Annotated in this window: 20 protein-coding genes; 3 read left to right on the forward strand and 17 right to left on the reverse strand. The window is 44.8% G+C overall.

All coding sequences use genetic code 11. The annotated features are described in order from the left end of the window. Nucleotides 1-170 precede the first annotated feature (170 nt). From ACRD7P_RS10265 to ACRD7P_RS10290, 6 genes are all read right to left on the reverse strand, one after another. Nucleotides 171-1,079 carry a helix-turn-helix domain-containing protein gene (locus tag ACRD7P_RS10265; RefSeq protein ID WP_430907474.1) on the reverse strand — a complete coding sequence of 303 codons (909 nt, stop codon included), beginning with the start codon at nucleotides 1,077-1,079 and terminating at the stop codon, nucleotides 171-173. 80 nt (nucleotides 1,080-1,159) lie between these two features. Further along, on the reverse strand, nucleotides 1,160-2,278 hold the full coding sequence (gene dnaN, locus ACRD7P_RS10270) for a DNA polymerase III subunit beta (protein ID WP_430907475.1): 1,119 nt from the start codon (nucleotides 2,276-2,278) through the stop codon (nucleotides 1,160-1,162). A gap of 136 nt (nucleotides 2,279-2,414) precedes the next feature. Further along, nucleotides 2,415-4,079, reverse strand: a complete 1,665-nt coding sequence (gene gldG, locus ACRD7P_RS10275; protein WP_430907476.1) for a gliding motility-associated ABC transporter substrate-binding protein GldG — start codon at nucleotides 4,077-4,079, stop codon at nucleotides 2,415-2,417. Then, the gene (gene gldF / locus ACRD7P_RS10280; RefSeq protein ID WP_430907477.1) at nucleotides 4,079-4,810 is read right to left on the reverse strand and encodes a gliding motility-associated ABC transporter permease subunit GldF; all 732 of its coding nucleotides are present in this window, start codon (nucleotides 4,808-4,810) and stop codon (nucleotides 4,079-4,081) included. The genes gldG and gldF overlap by 1 nt, the downstream gene beginning before the upstream one ends. A gap of 9 nt (nucleotides 4,811-4,819) precedes the next feature. Next, nucleotides 4,820-5,116: a putative quinol monooxygenase gene (locus ACRD7P_RS10285; RefSeq protein ID WP_430907478.1), complete on the reverse strand. Its 297-nt coding sequence runs from the start codon at nucleotides 5,114-5,116 to the stop codon at nucleotides 4,820-4,822. Next, the gene (locus ACRD7P_RS10290) at nucleotides 5,117-5,947 is read right to left on the reverse strand and encodes an SAM hydrolase/SAM-dependent halogenase family protein (RefSeq protein ID WP_430907479.1); all 831 of its coding nucleotides are present in this window, start codon (nucleotides 5,945-5,947) and stop codon (nucleotides 5,117-5,119) included. Nucleotides 5,948-6,086: 139 nt separating this feature from the next. Here ACRD7P_RS10290 and ACRD7P_RS10295 point away from each other — a divergent pair, with 139 nt between their 5' ends. Beyond that, entirely contained in the window at nucleotides 6,087-7,040 is a 954-nt protein-coding gene (locus ACRD7P_RS10295; RefSeq protein WP_430907480.1) for a PhoH family protein, read from the forward strand. Nucleotides 7,041-7,142: 102 nt separating this feature from the next. Continuing rightward, complete coding sequence (locus ACRD7P_RS10300) at nucleotides 7,143-8,093, forward strand: phosphoribosylaminoimidazolesuccinocarboxamide synthase (protein WP_430907481.1); 951 nt, start codon at nucleotides 7,143-7,145, stop codon at nucleotides 8,091-8,093. Nucleotides 8,094-8,134: 41 nt separating this feature from the next. Here the strand turns inward: ACRD7P_RS10300 and ACRD7P_RS10305 are convergent, their stop codons facing one another. The 10 genes from ACRD7P_RS10305 to ACRD7P_RS10350 form a co-directional block, all read right to left on the reverse strand. Beyond that, nucleotides 8,135-8,791, reverse strand: coding sequence for a 3'-5' exonuclease (locus tag ACRD7P_RS10305; protein ID WP_430907482.1), 657 nt, complete (start codon nucleotides 8,789-8,791; stop codon nucleotides 8,135-8,137). Next, on the reverse strand, nucleotides 8,791-10,719 hold the full coding sequence (locus ACRD7P_RS10310; RefSeq protein ID WP_430907483.1) for a DUF294 nucleotidyltransferase-like domain-containing protein: 1,929 nt from the start codon (nucleotides 10,717-10,719) through the stop codon (nucleotides 8,791-8,793). Before ACRD7P_RS10310 ends, ACRD7P_RS10305 begins: the two co-directional genes overlap by 1 nt. An 81-nt stretch (nucleotides 10,720-10,800) precedes the next feature. Next, entirely contained in the window at nucleotides 10,801-11,958 is a 1,158-nt protein-coding gene (locus ACRD7P_RS10315) for a YCF48-related protein (RefSeq protein ID WP_430907484.1), read from the reverse strand. Nucleotides 11,959-11,961: 3 nt separating this feature from the next. Continuing rightward, entirely contained in the window at nucleotides 11,962-12,747 is a 786-nt protein-coding gene (locus ACRD7P_RS10320; RefSeq protein WP_430907485.1) for a polysaccharide lyase, read from the reverse strand. Between the two features lie 307 nt (nucleotides 12,748-13,054). Continuing rightward, on the reverse strand, nucleotides 13,055-13,498 hold the full coding sequence (locus ACRD7P_RS10325) for a nuclear transport factor 2 family protein (RefSeq protein WP_430907486.1): 444 nt from the start codon (nucleotides 13,496-13,498) through the stop codon (nucleotides 13,055-13,057). Between the two features lie 34 nt (nucleotides 13,499-13,532). Beyond that, nucleotides 13,533-14,225 carry a type 1 glutamine amidotransferase domain-containing protein gene (locus ACRD7P_RS10330; RefSeq protein ID WP_430907487.1) on the reverse strand — a complete coding sequence of 231 codons (693 nt, stop codon included), beginning with the start codon at nucleotides 14,223-14,225 and terminating at the stop codon, nucleotides 13,533-13,535. 94 nt (nucleotides 14,226-14,319) lie between these two features. Then, the gene (locus ACRD7P_RS10335) at nucleotides 14,320-14,904 is read right to left on the reverse strand and encodes a Crp/Fnr family transcriptional regulator (RefSeq protein ID WP_430907488.1); all 585 of its coding nucleotides are present in this window, start codon (nucleotides 14,902-14,904) and stop codon (nucleotides 14,320-14,322) included. 211 nt (nucleotides 14,905-15,115) lie between these two features. Beyond that, complete coding sequence (locus tag ACRD7P_RS10340) at nucleotides 15,116-16,285, reverse strand: hypothetical protein (RefSeq protein WP_430907489.1); 1,170 nt, start codon at nucleotides 16,283-16,285, stop codon at nucleotides 15,116-15,118. A gap of 198 nt (nucleotides 16,286-16,483) precedes the next feature. Then, nucleotides 16,484-17,392 (reverse strand): phytanoyl-CoA dioxygenase family protein, encoded by a 909-nt coding sequence (locus ACRD7P_RS10345; protein WP_430907490.1) that lies wholly within the window; start codon nucleotides 17,390-17,392, stop codon nucleotides 16,484-16,486. A gap of 11 nt (nucleotides 17,393-17,403) precedes the next feature. Continuing rightward, nucleotides 17,404-18,375, reverse strand: coding sequence for a GntR family transcriptional regulator (locus ACRD7P_RS10350; RefSeq protein ID WP_430907491.1), 972 nt, complete (start codon nucleotides 18,373-18,375; stop codon nucleotides 17,404-17,406). A 76-nt stretch (nucleotides 18,376-18,451) separates the two neighbouring features. On the opposite strand from ACRD7P_RS10350, the gene ACRD7P_RS10355 reads away from it, so the two are divergent. Further along, complete coding sequence (locus ACRD7P_RS10355) at nucleotides 18,452-19,801, forward strand: sugar porter family MFS transporter (protein ID WP_430907492.1); 1,350 nt, start codon at nucleotides 18,452-18,454, stop codon at nucleotides 19,799-19,801. Between the two features lie 108 nt (nucleotides 19,802-19,909). On the opposite strand, the gene ACRD7P_RS10360 is transcribed toward ACRD7P_RS10355, so the two are convergent. After that, nucleotides 19,910-20,452 carry a DUF5655 domain-containing protein gene (locus ACRD7P_RS10360; protein WP_430907493.1) on the reverse strand — a complete coding sequence of 181 codons (543 nt, stop codon included), beginning with the start codon at nucleotides 20,450-20,452 and terminating at the stop codon, nucleotides 19,910-19,912. Nucleotides 20,453-20,793: the final 341 nt, after the last annotated feature.

Below are 20,793 nucleotides of genomic sequence, written 5' to 3' on the forward strand. Positions count from 1 at the left end.
AGCTTCCGTAGCTATGGCTATGCAATCGAAAAATGGCTTCATCATGACACAAAAGCCTTCGTTCTCGGTTCCAAACAAAAACTCAAGACGAGTTCATCTTGTTTGTTTTCATACCGTAAAAGTATGCCCGGAAATTCCGTTCCGATATAACAAAAAATGGAAACGATGTCCTATTTCTCGGAATGGGGGCTTTTCCGATAGTTGGCAGGGGTTTGTTGCGTGTTGGCCTTGAAGAATTTCCCAAAATGGGAGGGGGAAGCAAAGTTTAGGATGTATGCAATTTGCTTCACATCTTCCTCACCGTACTTTAATAGGTTTTTGGCCTCGAGCAATAGCCTTTGGTTGATGTAGTGCAAAGCTTTTTTTCCGGTGGATGCTTTTATGGTCTCGCTCAGGTGATTGGGCGTCACATGCAGCAGCTCTGCATATTCCTTAATACTTCTTTTGGAGAGGTAATAGTTGTTGATCAAGTTTTGATACTTCACAAAAAGCGCTTGGTTTTCGGGGAGTTTATCCACGGTTTTCACCCTTTTTTGATAGAGGTCCAAACATTTGTACAGCACCACTTGTAAATAATGTTTTAGGATCTGTTCCGAAAATGGGTTACCCTCTTTATAATAGGCGGCATAAAGCTCTGAGAAAATTTCGGTTACCCGGTCATTTTCTTCGGTCGCTATGGGAAATGCGTTTAGCTTATCAAGATGGAAGAAGTGAAATTGCTCCTGAAATTGGGATGGTTTTACGGGCAGGTAGTCCTGTTTGAAGTTTAAGATGTACCCATCGATTTTTTTGTCCCGTGCCCAAGAGTAAATATGATTTGGTGAAATAAAATAGAGGACCCCGTTTACAGTACGGATCTTTTGGTCGTTGATGTTCAATTCCGATGTGCCGAACCCTTGAATAAAGGATATCTGATGAAAATTTTTGGTATGGGGCCCTAGGGAGGCCAGGGTATCTTCGGTAAAATCGGAAAACCGATAAATGTGGAGGTCAGGGTTTGTGGTCCATACCGGTACGTTGATGTGCCGGTATAGATCGTTCATTTGTTCAAAATTCAGAATGTTTCCTTTTGGGGTCATTCCACTAGTGGCGGTATTCACATAAAAACCCGATGATCGTTACAAGCATCGGGTTTTTAAAGGTTGGTAATCGTTTTCGTTTAGCTGTTCAACATCACCGGCATAACCAGCATGGTCACGTGTTCGCCTTCGTCAAGCCCATCGACAGGGGTCAATATTCCGGCCCGGTTGGGCAAACTCATTTCCAAGGAAACCTCATTGGCGTTCAGGTTGTTCAGCATTTCGGTCAAAAAACGCGAGTTAAAGCCGATTTGCATGTCATCCCCTTGGTACGAACAGGTCAACCGTTCTTCCGCCTTATTGCTATAATCGATATCCTCGGCGGAAATATTGAGTTCCGCACCTGCGATTTTCAAACGTATTTGATGTGTCGTTTTATTGGAAAAAATAGATACCCTTTTCACCGAACTTAAAAACTGATTTCGCGAAATGGACAGTTGGTTCGGATTCTCCTTTGGAATTACCGCTTCGTAGTTGGGATATTTCCCATCGATCAACCTACATATCAGCTCGGTATCGTCAAAAGTAAACTTGGCGTTACTATCGTTATACTCTATGGTAACTTCGGATTCACTGCCCGCTAAAATGCCCTTGAGCAAGGTCAACGGTTTTTTGGGCATGATAAATTCCGCTACTTGTGAGGCACTGACGTCCGCCCTTTGGTACTTTACCAATTTATGGGCATCGGTAGCTACAAACGTCAGGTTTTCCGGAGAGAACTGAAAAAATACACCGCTCATTACGGGCCGCAGATCATCGTTTCCTGCGGCAAAAATGGTTTTGTTGATCGCCGTGGCCAAAATATCCCCCATAATGGTCGTTGCACTGGGGTTGGCCAGTTCAACGGCTTTTGGAAATTCCGCTCCGTCGGCATATGCCAAGGCATATTTACCGTGGTTCGAACTGATTTCTACCGTATTGTTGTCCTCTATAACAAAGGTCAGCGGCTGTTCGGGAAATGTTTTGAGCGTTTCCAACAATAACTTTGCCGGTACGGCGATGACCCCTTCGTTATCCGAATCTACATTAAGAACGGAACTCATTGTCGTTTCAAGATCCGAAGCGGAAACGGTCAGTTTTGTTTTGTTCAGATCGAACAAAAAGTTATCCAAAATCGGAAGGGTATTGCTGTTGTTGATGACACCTCCCAAAACCTGAAGCTGTTTTAAAAGATAGGTGCTGGATACTATGAATTTCATTTGCTGGTATATTTGTTTCTCATTGCCGTCGTTGTTGCCCTTTCCGATCGACCCGATACAGCGGGAAATCTTCAAAAAAACAAGACAAACAAAGATATTTGAATTCGTCTTTTTACCGAAACAAACTTATCAACAGCTAACGACCGTACTTTTGTTTTCGGAGATAGTTGAAGCCAAGCCCGAAAAGCAGTGTCAACAGCACTGGAAGTGCGATGTTTAGTAGTTGCCACTTCGTTTTTTGTGCTTCAATTTTAGTACCGTCCAAATGGGGGATGCGTACTTTTTTGTTGCGAATGTTTATAAGTCCGGTATCGTTTAAAAGGTAATTGAAGGTATTCACCAAAAATTCCTTGTTTCCGTAGTAATTGCTTGTCCATTTGTCGTACCCAAGCTCCAATGGCATTCCTTTGCGCAGTTGGTTTTTGATCAGGTCACCGTCCGATATGAGTACCAACTGTCCGTTTGTTCCGCTTTCCAAAGGGTTTTTTAGTCGCAACGGTTTTACCCTATTGGCAAACGCCGACCGGAACGCACCCTCCACCAATACGGCCAAGGGCTTATTGCCATCGGTATACCGTTCTTTTTTTGGCGGTTGGTTGATGGCCGAAAGACTGATCTGGCGGGGCGCCTTATCCGTTTTGGACAAAGGCGAACTCTGCAATAGAACGATCTTTTTATACCCATTGGGCAAGGTGTCGATCGAGCTTGCAAATTGGAACCGTAACGCCTCCAGATTGTTGTTGATGGGGTGGTCGTTCCGGGAGCGGACCATCGGATTGTACAACCATGGTACCGGCTCGTATTGCGATGCATTCCCTTCGCCGGTGGCAAGAACGATTTGGGTAAAATACATGTCGTTCACCAGATCGCTGTTCAAACGAACACCGTAATTGAAAAAAAGATCGGTAAGGTTCAGGTCACGTTGCAGTGCCATCGCCGTACCCGTTTCATTGAACAGACTGTCGATTTCCATGTTTACCTGGTCGATGAGCCATACCGTTTTGCCACCGTTTACCATAAACTGGTCTAGAAGGTATTTTTCCCCATCGGTAAAAGGCTCCGTCGGTTTGGCCAAAAGGGCAAGATCGTAGTTGTTCAGTTGGTCCAATGTTTTTTGCGGGGCTACGGCAACCGAATCCAAGGTAATTGCGCCGATATTATAGTAGTCCCTTACCGTGGTAAGGAAATCGGCGATATAGCGGTCGTCCAACTCTCCGTTTCCCTTGATTACAGCAATGCGTTTTTTTTCTTCCAACGAAATTTTTCGAAAAGCATCGGCGAAAACATACTCCAGTTGCTGTACCGAGTTATTGATCCGTTCCACATTGGTTTCGCCCTGTTTGGTCTTTAGCAGGGGAACCTTCACCGTTTTGTTGTTATAGTTTACCATGGCCCAAGGAAAAATGATCTCTTGGGATACCTTGCTATTGTCGTTGACCGTTACCCGGGTAGGGGTCAGGCCAAGACCTTGCAGTTCGGCAATGGTAGCGTCCACGTTTTCAACGCCTTCCAAGGGATCTACAAAGGTATACTTGATGTCGGCGTTCACCTGGGAAAATTGTGCTACTAGCTGTTCTACCTCTTTTTGGAGCTTTACAAATTCGGCGGGAAGATTGCCATCCAACAAAATATCGATGATAACTGGTGTCTTAAAAGTAGCTGCGGCTTCGATCGCGGGTTCGGATAGGGTATAGCGGCGGTCCTCCGTCATATCGAAGCGGGTATGGAGGAAGTTGGCGGCCACATTTACCAAAACGAGTACCAACAGGGCTTTTACGATGTAGGACAGTTTTGACTTCATTAGTTGTTGCTGTATTTCAATTGAAGTGTGGTCAAAAAGAGAAAAAATGCCGCTACGGATACAAAGTAGACCAGGTCCCTGGTATCGACTACGCCCCTGGCAATGCCGTCAAAATGTGCCTGCATGCCCAAATCCTTTACCACAATAGCGGTATTGCCTTCGGGGAAGAGCGTTGAAATGCCCTCAAAACCATAAAACAGGAAAAAACACAACAGTACGGCCACGATAAAAGCGACGATCTGATTTTCGGATAGGGTGGAGGCGAACAGGCCGATCGCTACATAGCAGGCCACTAAAAACACCATGCCGAAATAGGACCCTATGACCAGTCCGGTGTCCAAGTTGCCCACGGTTGTTCCCAGTTGCGACACCGTGTATGCATAAAGTGAGGTGGGTAACAAGGCGATCAGTACCAAGGCAAAGGCCCCCAAGAATTTCCCCAGTACCAGATGCCGGAGTCCAATGGGTTTGATCAGCAGCAACTCCAAAGTACCCAGCTTTTTTTCTTCCGAGAAGCTTTTCATGGTTATTGCGGGTATCAAAAACAAAAATACCCAAGGCGCCAATAAAAAGAAGTTGCCCAAATCGGCAAAACCGTATTCAAAAATGTTGAAACGTCCCTTAAACACCCAAAGGAAGAGTCCATTTAAGCTGAGGAACAGCCCAATGGTCAGATATCCGATGGAGGAGGTGAAAAAAGACTGTATTTCCCGTTTGAAAATTGCGAGCATTTTAAGGACTCAGTTTAAGGTTGTTATTTGCTGAAGGCTCCAAGCCTCCGGTCTGTCGGCGAAAAGCGCCTTGGTCTCGCCCCATACCTTTTTAAAAAAATCGGAATTGCGGTAGTTTTCCAAAGCTTCACCATCTTCCCAATGGCTATAGGTGAAAAAGGTGGCAGGGGCCGCTTTGTCTTGGTACAGGCTTAAATGGGAACATCCCTCACTGCTGCGTATCCGGTGCTTATGTTGTTCAAAAATTTGCTCAAAACTAGCAATATTTTCGTTTAAGAAGGTCATTTTTACGATTCGTACCAGCATTTAATAGAAATTTATGGTGACCATGTCCCTATAGTCCAACCCCAACAGCGTCGCGGCCCCACCAACGGTATTCAGATCACTTTTGTAGATGGCGAGTTCTATATATTGGGAGGAGTTGAACAGTGCGAGCAGATCTCCTGCACCCCTGCGATTGCTTTTTTCCAGATCAAAATTGATGATATCGCTGTAGCGGTGGTGTATCTTTTTTATTTTAGTGGTCCGTGCATTCAATTCAAAATCCCTTCCCTTTCGATAGGCATCAAAAAAGTTCTTATGGATATTGGTGACTACGTTTCCATAGTTGTCGATATACACGACATTGCCCACTATTTTGTTGCCCCCATCGGTAACGGTCGGGGCAAAGGCTTTAAGCTGTTTTAAACTGTCGAACGGTTTACCCACCACTTCTAGCGTACCGCCACGGGCCAAATGACAGGCCGCCTTTACGAAAACATCCAGTACGGGGAAAGAACCCCCTTCCGGATTGGGAATGTTGACCTGAACCACCTTTTCGGGCCGAATCTCCGAAACGATAAGCCCCATGACGCCGGTATTTGCCGTTATGAAGTAATGCCCGTCCACCAGCATGGCGATGTGTTGGTTTTCAGGAGTGGGTTCCGCGTCTACCCCCACAATATGGATGGTACCTTCCGGAAAACTTTTGTAGGCGTTTTTTACGATATAGGCACATTCATGTATGTTGAACGGACTGATACCATGGGAAATATCAACGATCTGCGCATCGGACAGTTCGGTATGGATACTTCCTTTTAAAGCGCCGACGAAGTGGTCTTTAAGTCCGAAATCGGTCGTGAGGGTAATGATTGCCATGCAGCAATGTTGATATGTTTTTAAACTACCAAACTATTTTTTTACTTAAGTTTGTTTAGAAGCTGTGCGGTAAAATTAGAATAAAAAAACAGCCTTCAAAAATTTATCTTTTTCCGAAACCCTAAAACTATCATATTCTTTGAACGAACTTATCTTGGAGTTGACCGAAATCAGTCCCAGGGACTTTTTTGGACAACGTAATGAAAACATCGACCTTCTTAAAAAATATTTCCCGAAACTGAAGATTGTTGCCCGTGGCAGTAAAATAAAAGTATACGGCGATCAGGAGTTGTTAGAGGAATTTGAAAGGCGGTTCGATATGATTACCGCACATTTTGTGAAATACAACACGCTTGACGAGAACGCGATCGAAAGGGTACTGACCAGTAATGTTTCCACCGATTACGAAGCACCTGAAAAAAGCGGGGAGACCCTTGTGCATGGCGTAAACGGGAAGCTGATCAAACCCCAGACGGTCAATCAACGGAAATTGGTGGATTCTGCCAAAAAGAACGATATGGTGTTCGCCATTGGTCCGGCGGGAACGGGAAAGACCTATACTGGGGTGGCCCTGGCCGTAAAGGCACTCAAGGAGAAACAGGTAAAACGCATCATTTTGACCCGGCCGGCGGTCGAAGCGGGGGAGAACCTTGGTTTTTTACCTGGCGATCTTAAGGAAAAGTTAGATCCTTATATGCAGCCGCTATACGATGCTTTACGGGATATGATTCCCAGTGAAAAGCTGAACCATTTTATAGAGAACGGTACCATACAAATTGCGCCGCTTGCCTTTATGCGCGGAAGAACATTGGACCATGCCTTCGTTATTTTGGACGAAGCCCAAAATACGACCCACGCACAAATGAAAATGTTCCTGACCCGTATGGGAAAAAGTGCAAAATTTATCATTACCGGGGATCCCGGGCAGATCGATCTGCCCCGAAGGGTCATTTCAGGGTTGAAAGAAGCGTTACTGGTGTTAAAAGATGTGGAGGGCATCGGTATGATCTATTTGGACGACAAGGATGTAATCCGTCACAAGTTGGTGAAAAAGGTCATCGACGCTTACAAGGGCATCGAACATCAAAATTAGAACCCTTTATAAACGATAAGAACATCTTTTAAGTTACTAGAAACTAAAAATAAAGATGCGATGCCGTAGCGCATTGATAAACAAATGATTTAATAAGTACAAATGAGCAATACGATCATCGATTCCAATTTTAATTTTCCCGGTCAAAAAGGAATTTATAAGGGCAAGGTGAGAGAGGTATATACGTTGGAAAATGAGCTGTTGTTGATGGTGGCTACCGATAGGTTGTCGGCCTTTGACGTTGTCATGCCAAAGGGTATTCCCTACAAAGGACAGATATTGAACCAGATAGCGACCAAAATGATGGAGGCTACCAAGGATATTGTACCGAATTGGTTGGTGGCCACCCCGGACCCCAATGTGGCCATTGGCCATGCCTGTGAGCCGTTTAAGGTGGAAATGGTGATTCGGGGCTACCTTTCGGGGCATGCGGCAAGGGAATATAAAGCGGGCAAAAGAAGCTTGTGCGGTGTTCCGATGCCCGAGGGCATGAAGGAGAACGATGCATTTCCCATGCCGATCATTACCCCTGCGACCAAAGCGGAAATGGGCGCGCATGATGAGGATATTTCCCGGGAAGCGATACTGGAACGGGGTATTGTCTCGGAAGCGGATTATACCGTTTTGGAAGGCTATACACGGGCACTGTTTCAGCGCGGAACCGAAATAGCCGCCGATCGAGGATTGATTTTGGTGGACACCAAGTATGAATTCGGAAAAACGAAGCAGGGCGCTATTGTATTGATCGATGAGATCCATACACCGGACTCTTCCCGTTACTTTTATGCGGAGGGCTATCAAGAACGGCAGGATAAGGACAGGCCGCAAAAACAACTTTCAAAAGAGTTTGTACGCCAATGGCTGATCCAAAATGGATTTCAGGGATTGGAGGGACAAACCGTTCCCGAAATGAGCGATGCCTATATCGATTCCGTTTCGGAGCGCTATATAGAGCTATATGAGAACATTACGGGGGAATCCTTTGTAAAGGCCGACATTACGGATATCCAAGCCCGGATATCGAAGAATGTACTGGCCTATTTGAACCGTTAGAATTCAATTTCTATACCTGCTATTTCAAAGGTATAATGGTATTATTTGAACAATTTCTTGCGGGTGGTAACGCCCTTTTTTTGAAGCCGTGACAGTATTTTTATAAAGGCAAGCGCGGTGATGTAGGCATCGCCCAACGCCGTATGACGGTCCTTTTTGGAAATATCGAACTTATCTGCCAGATCGTCCAGACTATAATGCTCTTTTCGCTGTAATAGGGGAGAACGTATCAGTGTTTTTTTATAGAGTGTTGCGGTGTCGAGTACCTTGTTCTTTAGTTTTGGTAGGCCGTGCCGTTTTAGGGCTTCGTTGAGCATTCGTAGGTCAAAGGCCGCATGGTGCGCTACCAGAACACTGTTTCCAAGAAATGCCAATAGTAGTTGTATGGCCTCTAGTTCGGAAATTACCTCACGCTGCTCTTTTTTTAAAATACCATGTATGGCCACGTTTTTGGAATGGTAATAGTATTGATCCAAAAAAACTTCCATGCTTTCAGCTGCGGCTATCGCATTATCGGTTACCGCCAACGCCCCGATAGAGAGCATGCGGTCCGTTTCATAGTCAAATCCGGTTGTTTCGGTATCCAGTACCACAAAGCGTATCTTTTTAAGGTCTTCCAACAGTGGCCTGTCAAAAGCCGAGGCGTAGTTTTCCCAAAAGATCGGGTGGTTGACGTGTTTTTTTTTGAAAATACCCATTAGCCCAAGAGATTGGATACCTGAAACCGCACCCGTACCAGTTCCTGCAGTTCTTTTATGGTTTTAAAGGTCCTTTTGAGCTTAACTTTTTCTTCCTTGGTCAAGGTATCCAAGGCAATGAACCTGCCGGAGTCGGAATGCAACAGCCCTTGTTTTGTGCGGAACTTTAAAAGTGCTTTCACCGCATAGGAGCAAGAGAGGTACAATGTGCGTTGTTTGGGCTCTAAAACCGCCAGTTTTTCAAAACGTTCGGCCGTATTGTTAATGGCTTTGATCTGATGGGAAAGTACAAGTACCCTAGCGGCATCGATCAACGGCATTAACGCCCTTCTTTTGACATCAAAAAAGTCCTTGTGGGCACCGTCCGCTTCTACTAAAAATTGTCTAAAAAAACCGGTGGGGGAAGGATTCTGGAGTGCTCCTTTGGCCAGATGTAAAAAGAAGGAAGTATTGTTTGCCGTTTGTTCCAAAATATACTCGGAGAGTGCCGATACCAATGGTGCATCGCCATAGGCACGGTTAAAATCGAAAAATATAGAGGACAGCAAAACCTCGTCAGGTCCGGGGTTTCCGATCCAATGGGATACCTGCGATTTCCAACCGGATAGGGAACGGCACCAATCGGGATTGGAGGCCATCATCTCCGCAGGACAGTATTCGTATCCGATTTCGTTCAGCCCTCGGGTTACTTCCCGGGCCAGGTTCAAAAAATAATCGGTGGTGCTTTTTAACCGCTCCGGTGCTACATCTTCAAAAATAATGGCATTGTCCTGATCGGTATGCAAAAGTTGTTCGCTACGTCCTTGACTGCCCATGGACAGCCAGGCAAACGCTACCGGGGGCGCGGTCTTCATTTTTTTTAGGCTGAGCTGTAGTACCTGTTTGATACAGGCATCGTTCAGTTCCGTAATGATCTTGGAGGTGAGGGTCAATGGAATGTTTTGGTCCAAGTATCCTTTTAACAGCTGGGTAATGCGCAAGCGTATTCTTTTCAGTTTTTTAATTTTTCGGGTACGCTTTATGGCCTTTATCAAAACCGCGGGATTGTTTCCCAGTTCCAACATCAGGTCGTGTTTTGATAAAATACCAACGGCGGGGGTATTGGGGGTACCGTCCTCGGTAAGGCATAAATGACTGATGTTGCTTTTCATCATGGCCATTTGCGCCTGGGTGACCGTCATCGTTTTCGGGTAAGTGATCACGGGAGTACTCATGATATCCGACGCCTTGGCCGAAATGGGGAACATACCGGTGGCTATTTTGTTACGGATGTCCTTATCGGTGATGATGCCGACGGGCAGTTCCTTTTCCATTATCAGCATGGCACCGACCCTCTTTTTGGTCATTTTTTTGGCAATTCCCTTGATGTCCGTCGTGGGCGTGCAAGAAATGATCTTTTTGGAGTAGGCCGTAGGTTGTAGCCCTGCCAATAATGGGGCAGATGCGGGCGTGCCCGTTTCACTCTCCCCGTATAACGAACCCCGATGGTCCTTGGAGTAGGGGTTTCGGGTATTCGAGGCAAAACTTTCAATGAGGAAATCCCCGATTTCTTCATAGGATTGCGCAAAGGGTTTAAAAACCGCAATGGGCAGGGCGTAAAGAATACTTTCCTCATATGCCCTGGCCTCCATTTTATAGTTTTCGTTCGCCATTAATGGGCGCAATCCAAAAATATCCCCTTCATCGCAAAGGTCGATGATGGTCTTTTGATCTTCTTTTTCCAAAAGCACCGCCCCCTTATGTACGATATAAAAGTAACGATGCGGCGATTCGTTGGCTTTAAAAACGATTGAATCCTTATCGTGATATCGGATAATTACCTCCGACGATAGTGCTAGCAAGTCTCTTTGGTGCAATTCGTTAAAAGGAGGGTACCGCTCCAGAAAGTCGGCTATTCTTTCGGAAATGGTGTTTTTATTGGAGTGCATAAAGAGAGGCGTGCGTTGGTATATCGTTCTAAATTACGGAATCTTCTTTTTTAAAGGACGGTCGTGCCGACCGTTTGTCCGTTAATCGTCCGTGCCGATAGGGGTACGGTACAAATTGTTTCGATCTAAAATATACACCGCGTTGTCCAAGGTGTCAATTCCATAGGAGTCTCCCACGAAAAAAACGGTACTGTCCTTTTTGGTCAAAAATGGTGTTGCCACACCATCTTTTTCCTTTATGGAATAAACGAAACTTGGGCGCTCTTTATCGTTAAAGGAAATCGATGTTGTAACCAGTGCCATATTGTTCACGTAGGTAATGGCACTGACATTACTTTTTGAAGCTTCGTCCGGAAGGGCTATTTCGGTCCATTCTTTCCCGCCATCGTCGGTACGGAACAAACTACCGTCAAGACCACCGATATAACCGGCAGCGCTATTGCGAAAGGCAATGGCATTCAAACTGCCGTATTTCTTTTTGATGTCGAAATGAAGGTCCCAGGTTTTGCCTTGGTCTTTACTGCCATAGCATTTTCCGGATTGGGTTACGATATTGATTTCTTGTTTGGAGGGGATGGTAAAATCGGTTATGGCAAAGATGCCGCCATCGATAGCCTTGGTGTCGATAACCTCCCAGTCCGTTCCACCATTTGTAGTTTTTAAAAGGACGGAACGGCCACTTTCCTGTCCGGAAATGTAACCAAGGTCCGGGCTTAAAAAAGCCATTTTAAAATAATGGATTTGGGTAATGGCAGCCTTTTCGTAAAAAGGTTCCGTATTCAATACGGTCCAAGTTTCACCGAAATCCGAAGTTCTAAAAATGTATTTGCTTTCCCCTACGATAAACAGGTCGGTATCGGTAAATGCGGCCGAATGAAAGGCGTTCGCAAAGTTGGAAAAGCCAAATTGGGTCCACGTCTCCCCTTTGTCCTTGGTAAGTCTGGCCCTTAGACCTGTTCCGCCGACCAATACGCCCATATCCGCTGTTTTGAATTTTAGACCGTTGTAAAAGTGAAAACCGGTTTCGTCCAAATGATGTAAAATGGAGGCATTTTTATCCGTGACCGTGTTCAAAAAAGTACTTTTCGATGTGGAGATGTCCTTGGTAATTTCGAGCTCAATTTCAGGAACTTCCGCAATGGGTACAAAACCGTTAACGGGTGCCTTGGGCAACTGTTCTCCACACGAAATGAAAATCCCGCTGATGAGTGCTATGAGTACTATAGTCGTTTTTATCATCTGTCAGTTTTTTGACGTTACAAACCTTCCTTTGTAGAGTTCGATGTCGTCGAACCAGGCTTTTTCATTCGTATAAGACCCGAACGCGTCCTTAGGGGCCCAACTGGGATCGTTTCCCCCGTGAAAGGTAGAAAACAACAGTTGGTTGATCAGCGTACTGTCGCCGGCCACTCCCCGAAATTGTATGGAATCCGTTTTGCTTATCCTGGTATTGTTTATCCAGACTTCAAAAACGCCATTTGCTTTATTTGCCGGTCGATTTACTTTGGTGTATAACGCCACTTGATGCCATATTCCCGGGGTGAACATCGGTTTTTCAGTGGTGCTTCCCTCGCCGTATTTTCCCTTCATTTTTTGATGATAGAGGTAAGGGGCCACTTTTCCGGAATCTTTGAACATAATCCTTGCGCTCCATCCTCCGGGGCGTATGGGATGGCCACCGGTAACCCGGTTTTTTGGTCCCATGCCATGGAGTTTACCGCCCCGTACAAATTTGAAGCCGGTATCAAATTTAACACGGTAGCGCAAGGTGGCCTCCATCAAAGGCTCCTTTACATCCATGCTATGAACGATTCTTTTGCTCCCGGAACCGTCTCCGACATAGTTCACCTGAATGCAATTGGAAGGGATGGTACCCGAAGCGGGGCTCAGATCGATCCGTGGATCGTTCAGCAACACCTTTTCCTGTGGCGTCGGCGTTTGAGCGTCGAACGACAATGATAGTACGGCCTTGTTTGGCTTGCAAGAGCACAGTAGTACTATGGAACAGAAGTATCCTATTTTCTTCATTGGAGCTTTGACCCTGTTTGCTATGTGTAAAGTTAGGCAATGTTCGCTATTCCTGCGTTATTAAGATCCGTATTATAGAAACATGTGTGATCGATAATAGCAACTTTTTATTGGGAAGCATTCCGGTATTTATAGCAGTTATGGAAGTAGAAAAGGAAGAACAGGGTGGGGTAGGATGGTTCGTTCCTGAAACTGTCGGCAGTGGATACCAAATAATGAAGCGCCTTTTTTTAGCGTATGGTAAAAAAAGGCGAAAGGAAGTACGACCCCAATCGCCATTTTTTCTGTAGTTGTGCTGCGTTGTACGCTAATTCGGGCGATATCCAATTTGTTGAAACCAGTCCCAATTGTCCCAGTAACAGGTTATTTTTTCAATGAACCCATCATCGTTGATGTTCAGCAAAAAGAGGTGTTCCACGTTATAGTACTTTCCTTTACTTGGGATTCCCAAAATTTCATTTTCTTGGGTACCGCCAATAAATACCTGAACGATGGCATTCCCTTCGTTGTCTACAGTTATGTTTTTGACCTTGTTCGATAGGTCGGGAAATGCGGCGATAAGCGCCGATGCTATTCCGAACCAGGTCGTTCCTTCCTCCCCTTTTATCTTTCCTTTTCCATTTGCTCCCAAGGGAATGTAACGAAACGTACCCTTTTCGCTGGCCAGGGATACCGCTTTATCGATTTCCCGATTGCTATAGGCTCGGAAGAAGCTCGCGGCGATTTCTTTTTTTTCAGCTATTGTTTTCATCCGATGTTGTTTTTATGGTTTTATCTTATTGAACTCATTTTGCGGGGGCCAATTCAAGCGTTTGCTGTGCTGCGGAAACAGAGGATTGTGGGTTTTGCCCAGTTACCAAGTTACCGTCCGTTACAATATAGTCGGACCAATCTTCCGATTTGGTGAAAAGTGCACCTTCCGATACCAGGGCATCCTCCAATAAAAATGGTACAACGGTCGTTAAACCAACTGCCTCTTCCTCGGTATTGGTGAAAGACGTCAGACGTTTGCCCTTCACAAACGCGCTTCCATCCGTTTTTTCGACTCCTTTGAGGGCGGCAACGCCATGACAAACCAGACCGATAGGCTTTTCTTCCTTGTCAAATGCGTTGATCAATCGAGCAACATCTTGGTTGTCGCCCAAGTCCCACATTGGTCCATGTCCGCCAGGAAAGAATAGGATGTCGAACTTGGAAGCCTCCATTTGGGATATTTTTAATGTGTTGTTTATTGCCGATAAAGCACTTTCGTCTGTTGCGAACTTTTTGGTGGATTCCGTCTGCCATTCTTCCAATTCGCTTTTGGGATCTAATGGGATGGCTCCGCCTTTCACGGAAGCGATCGTTACGGTGGCTCCCGATGCGATGTACCGATAATAGGGGGCCGCTATTTCTTCAAGCCAGACTCCGGTTTTTTGACCAGTGTTGCCCAATTGGTCATGGGAAGTAGTTGCGATAAGTACGTTCAAATTTTTCATCTGTTGCATGTTTTAAGATTAATTACATGGCAAAGATGCGATCAATAGCTAGCTTGATCCGTTGACCTATGTTATGAAAAAAAATTGACCTAAGTTAAGAAGAGGCTTTTACCAAGTTTTTCCTAATTCGGGAAAGGCTTTCCGGTTTTATTCCTAAATAATTGGCGATCATATAATTGGGAACCCTTTGCTCCAGATTGGGATACGCTTTTAGAAAATCCTGATACCGCTCACCACTCGACTTGTCCATAGCGGAAAGCACCCTGTTTTGAAGGGCGACAAAGGCAGCGGTAAGCTTGATCCTGAAAAAACGGTCGAATTTTGGAATGGCCAAAAACAGCGCTTCAAGGTCTTGTTTCGATATTCCATAGACAACCGAATCTTCTATGGCGTCAATATTTAGGGTGGCTTTACCTCCTTCAAAAAAGGCTTTAAAATCACTGATCCACCAGTTTTCTATAGCAAATTGCACGATATGCTCATCTCCGTTTTCATCGACTTCATACGCTTTCAATCCCCCGTTGGCAACAAAGTATTCGTGGGTGACAGGATCTCCTTGCTGTATAAGAAACTGTTTTTTTCGTAATTTCTTTTTTATAAGAACGGCGGTAAAACGTTCTTTTTCCGATGTGTTAAGCGTAATTAGCTCTTCTACATGTGTTAATATCTCTTCAAACATATTCCTGTATTGTGCCTTGATTTGCATCCTTTAGGTATGTCACCTTCTGGACGACCGAATCTGTCTTTAAAGGTACGGACCAAATTGGATTCTTTCATGCATTTTTAGGATATGGGCGTATGCACCAAAACCTTTCTTACCGCATGAAAAGATATTCAATAGGGATTATCCGAAAACCCTAGCGGTACGGATAAATACGTCATGAGCGGGACTATGGGTCACTAACAACAACGGTTACCGTGGCGACGGTGGTGTTCGAAAATGAATCTTCTGCTTGTAAGGCCAATTCGAACGTACCGGTTTTGTCCGGCGCCAAGGTAAAGGTCATTTTTTTGCTATCAAATTTGACCCAATCCAGTAAAGGACCTACATGATCGATTTTTAATGGTCCGCGGTCATCAATATCTTTAAAATAATCCAATGGAAGTTGAATTATCACTGTTTTACCCAAAGGAACGACCGTTTCGGGAATGGGATTAAAAACAAACGGCTTAAATAGTTTTTGAGTGTTCACCCAATAAATGTCCGATTCTTCTAGGCCGGACGAATTGAAAATCATTCGGGTAAAGAACAACAATCGATGGTCGATAGAAACAAAGGGCCTACGTTCCCAATTAGCGGTATTTATACCTTGGTCCAGTACTTTCGGTATCGTCCAGTTTCCTTGGGAATTTTTGTAGCTGATCAATAGGTCCGGACCGCTTTCATCGGACAGGTAGCTGCTAAAGATCATATAGTTAGCGTTCGGGGATATAAAAATACTTTCCTCGTCTTGTTCGGTGTTGACGGCGACTATTGGTATCGCTGGTTGGTAGCTACCGTTTTGAAAAGGTGAAAAATAGAGGTCGGCCAATCCGTTTCCCTTGCTGTTGGAAGAAAAGTATACGCTGCGTTCCAATGTCATGCCCGCCATTGCTTCCCTGGAGGATGTACTGATCGGGTCGTTTAGTTTTTCGGGACCGGTCCAATTTCCCTTATTCTTCCGGAGGATCCAAATATCGGTAAGATAGGTTAGCGTGTCATGTTTGCTTTTTGCGAACAAAAGGGATTTTCCGTCGGGTGAAAAATGGGGCAGGTAAGCGCTGGTTCCCTTTAGGGGCTCAAAAACGCTCGGTTCGTCCCAACCTGTAGCATGCTTTTGGGCCGACCATATCTCGCCTTTAAAATCATTTTCGTTCAATACCCCAAATGCCAACTCACGAGTGTCCGGGGCAACGGAAATGCCGTGTTCCAGTCTTCCTTTTTTGGAGACGATATCGGGGGCAAACACCACGGGAACCGAATCGGGGAGCTGCTGCCCAAGGTAATCGACGGTCGGTGCCGTTGATTTGCAGGCGATAAGCCCAAAGAATAAAACAAAAAACAATAAGGCTCTTGGCATAGGTTGAATATTACCGGTATTGCACGGCCCGCAAACGGCAGCTTACGAGACTTGCAGTGGTTGTCAAGATTTAAAAATAACAGTTTTTTGGATGGTATGAAAAATACGATACCATCGCGTTGGGAACCTTTTGCTTTAGTAGCAGGAGAATGCCATCGAATAACTAATCTTTCTTATATAACTGGTGGTGGTGTGCTGCTAGGCCTTTGGTGTTTTGTAATCCAGACTTTTTCTAAATGCTTCAGTGCCAAAGTCAACGGTATCGGGACGCACGAAGGGTTTTGCAAGGTTTTCGGTGCCCTTGTATCCATAGGGGTCGGTTCCGGCCACTATAAAAATATCGCGAAAATCATTTGTTGCGGCCACGCGCCCATCCATATCCCAGGGCAACATGCTCTCGGCACTAGAGTAGTGCGATACGAGGGCGCGCCGGAAACGGTCCGTAGTTTTATTCTTTAGGGACATATGGAGCAAGTACCCGTTAAAGAAAATTACCCCACCCTTTTTTACCGGAACCGCAACAAAGTCCTTTTCTGTGTAAGGGGTAAGATCGGCTACTTCGGTGTCGGCAAAGTTGGAATCGCTGTTAGGGACCCTTTTCCTAATGATACCGTCATTGTGTGATCCGGGAATTACCCAAAGGCAGCCGTTATTGACATCGGCATCATCGATAGCAAGCCATACCCCGGTTAATGAACGGTCCCTAGTAGGAATAAAAAATTCGTCTTGATGCCAAGCTTGACCCTTTTTGCCCGGAGCTTTTATGAACAACATGGTCTGAAGGCATTTTACGTTCGTTCCGATCAAATACTGAAGGATGTCGGCCACTTTTGAAGCTTTTGCAACGGACTTGATGAATTCTGAAATTTTATGCGGAAAATGGATGGCGACGTATTTTTTTAAAATAGTCTTCGTCGTGTCTTTATCGCTATGGTTTTGCAGCCCTTCGATATCGCCACGCTTTCCGGTAACGATATGCGTCGCTTCCTGCCGCAATTGTTCGATAAGGGTTTCCGAGACTAATTTTGGAGCTACTAGAAACCCGTTTTTTTTATAAAATGTAATATTGGCTTCGGTGATACCATCGAGAATTTCGAAATTTTTCATAGACGTTCAATTTAGATCGATTTTCGTTCTTTTACCATGGAACCGTTGTGGATGTTATAGGGTTTGGAACTGCCCAGTTTGGAAACCAATAGTTTTCCCATTTGAGCAAAATCTGTCGATATGGTGGTAATTCCATTACCTACGATTTCCTTTAGAATAGTTTCGTTATAACTGACCAGTCCGATGTCTTTTCCCAGCTCGTGGTCCATTTGGGTAGTGGTGGTCACCACGTCGGCCAGGTCTTCGTCGTCAATGACCAAAAAGGCGGTTCCGGGCCGTATGCTTTTTTGCGCGACCTTCGATACAATTTCGTAATCGATGGCCGTTTGAATACAGAATTTTTGAAACCCGATCTTTAATTCTTGGGGGTGATGGGAGGGGTTCCTAAAAACAAAAATAAATTTAGAATAGTATCGTATTCTATGGGAGAGTTTTACCAATCCATCGTAAACATCTTTTTTAAAATCCTGTCCTATAAAATTAAAGGTGCCCGGGATGCCATCGCGTCGATCGAGGAGCGTTACCTTTTTGTTCGGCAACAGTTGCAGTGCCTTTTGCACTAAAGACGAATCAGGGTACGGACTTATGGCATAGTGCGTGTAGTTCCCTTTGGCCTCCTCGATCAACCTGTAAAAAAGTTCTTCATTGTGGTGGTGAAAGTATATCCTATATTTTCCCTTTTCCGATACTGCCTCCGATACGTTTTTCACCAACGTATCTTTATAAGAGGAAAGGGAATCCAGTAAAAGAAACAGATTGATTTTGGTGGTAATGCTCCGGTTTTGTAGAAAATAGCCTTTCCCGTGGACCGGTACCGCAATTCCCCTGGCCTTTAAATTTTTGTAGACCCGTATGCCGGTATCCCTAGAAACGGAATAGTTGTTTTGTAATGTTGCCAGAGACGGTAATGCATCGCCCTGCGAAAGACTTCCTTTTTGGATCGCTTTCTCTAAATCGGAAACTATTTTCTGTACAATGGTCAAAATTCAACTGGTATGAACTGGTACGAATTTAATTTTTTATATTTGATTTTCAAAATACCAACCTCAGATTATTTCAATGCAACACACTTATGTCCTTAAAGTTAGTTTGATAACCGCCCTTGGTGGTTTCTTGTTCGGTTTTGATACTGCGGTCATTTCCGGTGCCAATTTATATATTCAGTCCTATTTTGAACTGGATGAAGTGCAATTCGGTTTCGTGGTCAGCAGTATGTTGATCGGTTGTGCTTTGGGTGGGGTATTGTTCGGTCCATTGACCGGTTCCTGGGGGCGAAAAAAAATGTTGTTGGTCACGGGTATTCTTTTTTTTATATCGGCCCTTGGTAGCGCATTGTCCACTTCGGTTACCGCTTTTATCCTATATCGAATCGTGGGAGGTGTCGGGGTAGGTGCCGCTTCCATGCTCTCCCCCTTGTACATCGCTGAGGTGAGTCCGGCCGCCATTCGCGGAAGAATGGTATCGTTGAACCAATTGACCATTGTGTTGGGCATTACCATATCGTTTTTTTCCAACTACTATTTTACGGGCCTTCCGGAAACGATCAGTTGGAGATGGATGTTGGGCATTGAGACCGTTCCCGCATTTTTGTTTATCGCGCTGTTGTTTTTGGTTCCCGAAAGTCCGAGGTGGCTTTACTCCAAGCAAAGAATGGAAGAAGCCAATGCTGTTTTGGCGAAAATATATGGACCAGAAAAGATAGTACCCGTTCAAAAAGGAATCCTTGCCGATTTAAAGGCCTCATCCAAAACCGGGGACGGACAAACGAACGTGCAAGCGTTTCAAAAACTTTGGACCCCTAAATACAGGGGAATGGTCGCGATGGCCATTATTTTTGCCGTACTGCAACAGGTTACGGGAGTGAACGTGGTGATGTACTATACCCCAAATATTTTTGAGCAGATCGGGCTAGGAAAATCCAGTGCCATTTTTCAGACCATTAGTGTTGGTATAACCATGTCGGTTTTTACCATTTTGGCCATGTCTTTGATCGATCGGGTAGGAAGAAAAAAGTTGATGCTCTTTGGTGCTATGGGAATGGCGACTTCCCTTATGCTTTTGGGATTCGTGTTCAGTATGGCCAACTTGGCCCCGATAATTGTTTTGTTGTTGATCTTATGTTTTATTGCTTTTTTTTCGTTGTCGGCCGGTCCGGTCACTTGGGTGTTGATCAGTGAAATTCTACCCAATGAGATCCGGAGTAGGGCCATAGGTGTCGCTACCTTTTTTCTATGGATCGGAAACTTTGTGGTAACGTTTACATTCCCTATCCTACTCGAATTTTTTGAGGGTAGTGCAAAAGGACTCATTTTTGTTCTTTTTGGTCTATTCTGTTTGGTTCTTTTCGCGTACACCAAGCGGCGTTTTACGGAAACAAAAGGAAAGACCTTGGAAGAGATACATGGGTAATGGGCGGCGTATCGGTGTTACATGGTGAAGTTATAGCCGTATTCAGGATGTTGCAAAAGCGTAAGAACGAAGCATTGGTCAGGCGTATCTCGGAAGCTGTTGCTTTACTTATACCGATTTTTCATATGCTTCGGCAATCCAGGCTTTAAGTTGTGCATCGACCTCCGACACATCGGACAATTTTACCCGATGGGTACACATGGTTCCAAATGGTCCTGAATTTTCCAGCCTTTCGCTGGTAGGCGTGTCCTTTAACTTTAACCCTAGATCTATTCTTGTTTTGGTCGCGGGTTTAATGAGAACAAATTGCCATTTTCGGATGATACTGACACTTCCTTTTTTGGGGGTAACCTTAACATCGGGCCCTAACGAGAGGACAAACTCCAATAACGCATCATAAATTGGTATCAAATGCGCTTTCCCTTCGTATTGGCTTTTTACCAAATCTTCGGTATCTGTGTTCTCTTCTTTGGATAAGCTGACAATAGTATTGGCAAAACCATGGGTTACGTGATGTTCCGTTTTTAAATACCGTACTCCCTCCGAATGTTTGGAAAATGACATTGCCCTTAAAATGGTTTTCCATTCCTCCAATGACTTCCCGGTTTTTTCGGGCATGTTATCGATCATTGTTTTTAACGCTTTGTCCATTTTCTCGTTTTTTTAAGTGCTCACCATAATTGATATCATGGGGTAGGGGAACTCTTTGCATTTTTTTGCATGCGACCCATAGTAAGTTAAAATTAGGAAATTTTCCGTTGGTAGCTATTTGCGCATCATAGTAGAGGCATTCCAGTCTTCTGTTTTTTAACAAGTTCCCCTGATGTCTTTTTGAACTGCTAAGCATTGCCGTAGCGCGCTGTGCATTGGTGGCTGTAACGGGGAATCAACTTTGTTGACCAAGGTTTTTGAAACGGGTGCCAAACTACCGAAACGGCACTTGAAACAAAAGAATTAGGGCCGGGTTTTAAGCAGCTGCCGTCGCGTTGGAT

This window comes from Maribacter sp. 2-571, assembly GCF_050589625.1.
Classification (GTDB): Bacteria; Bacteroidota; Bacteroidia; order Flavobacteriales; family Flavobacteriaceae; genus Pelagihabitans.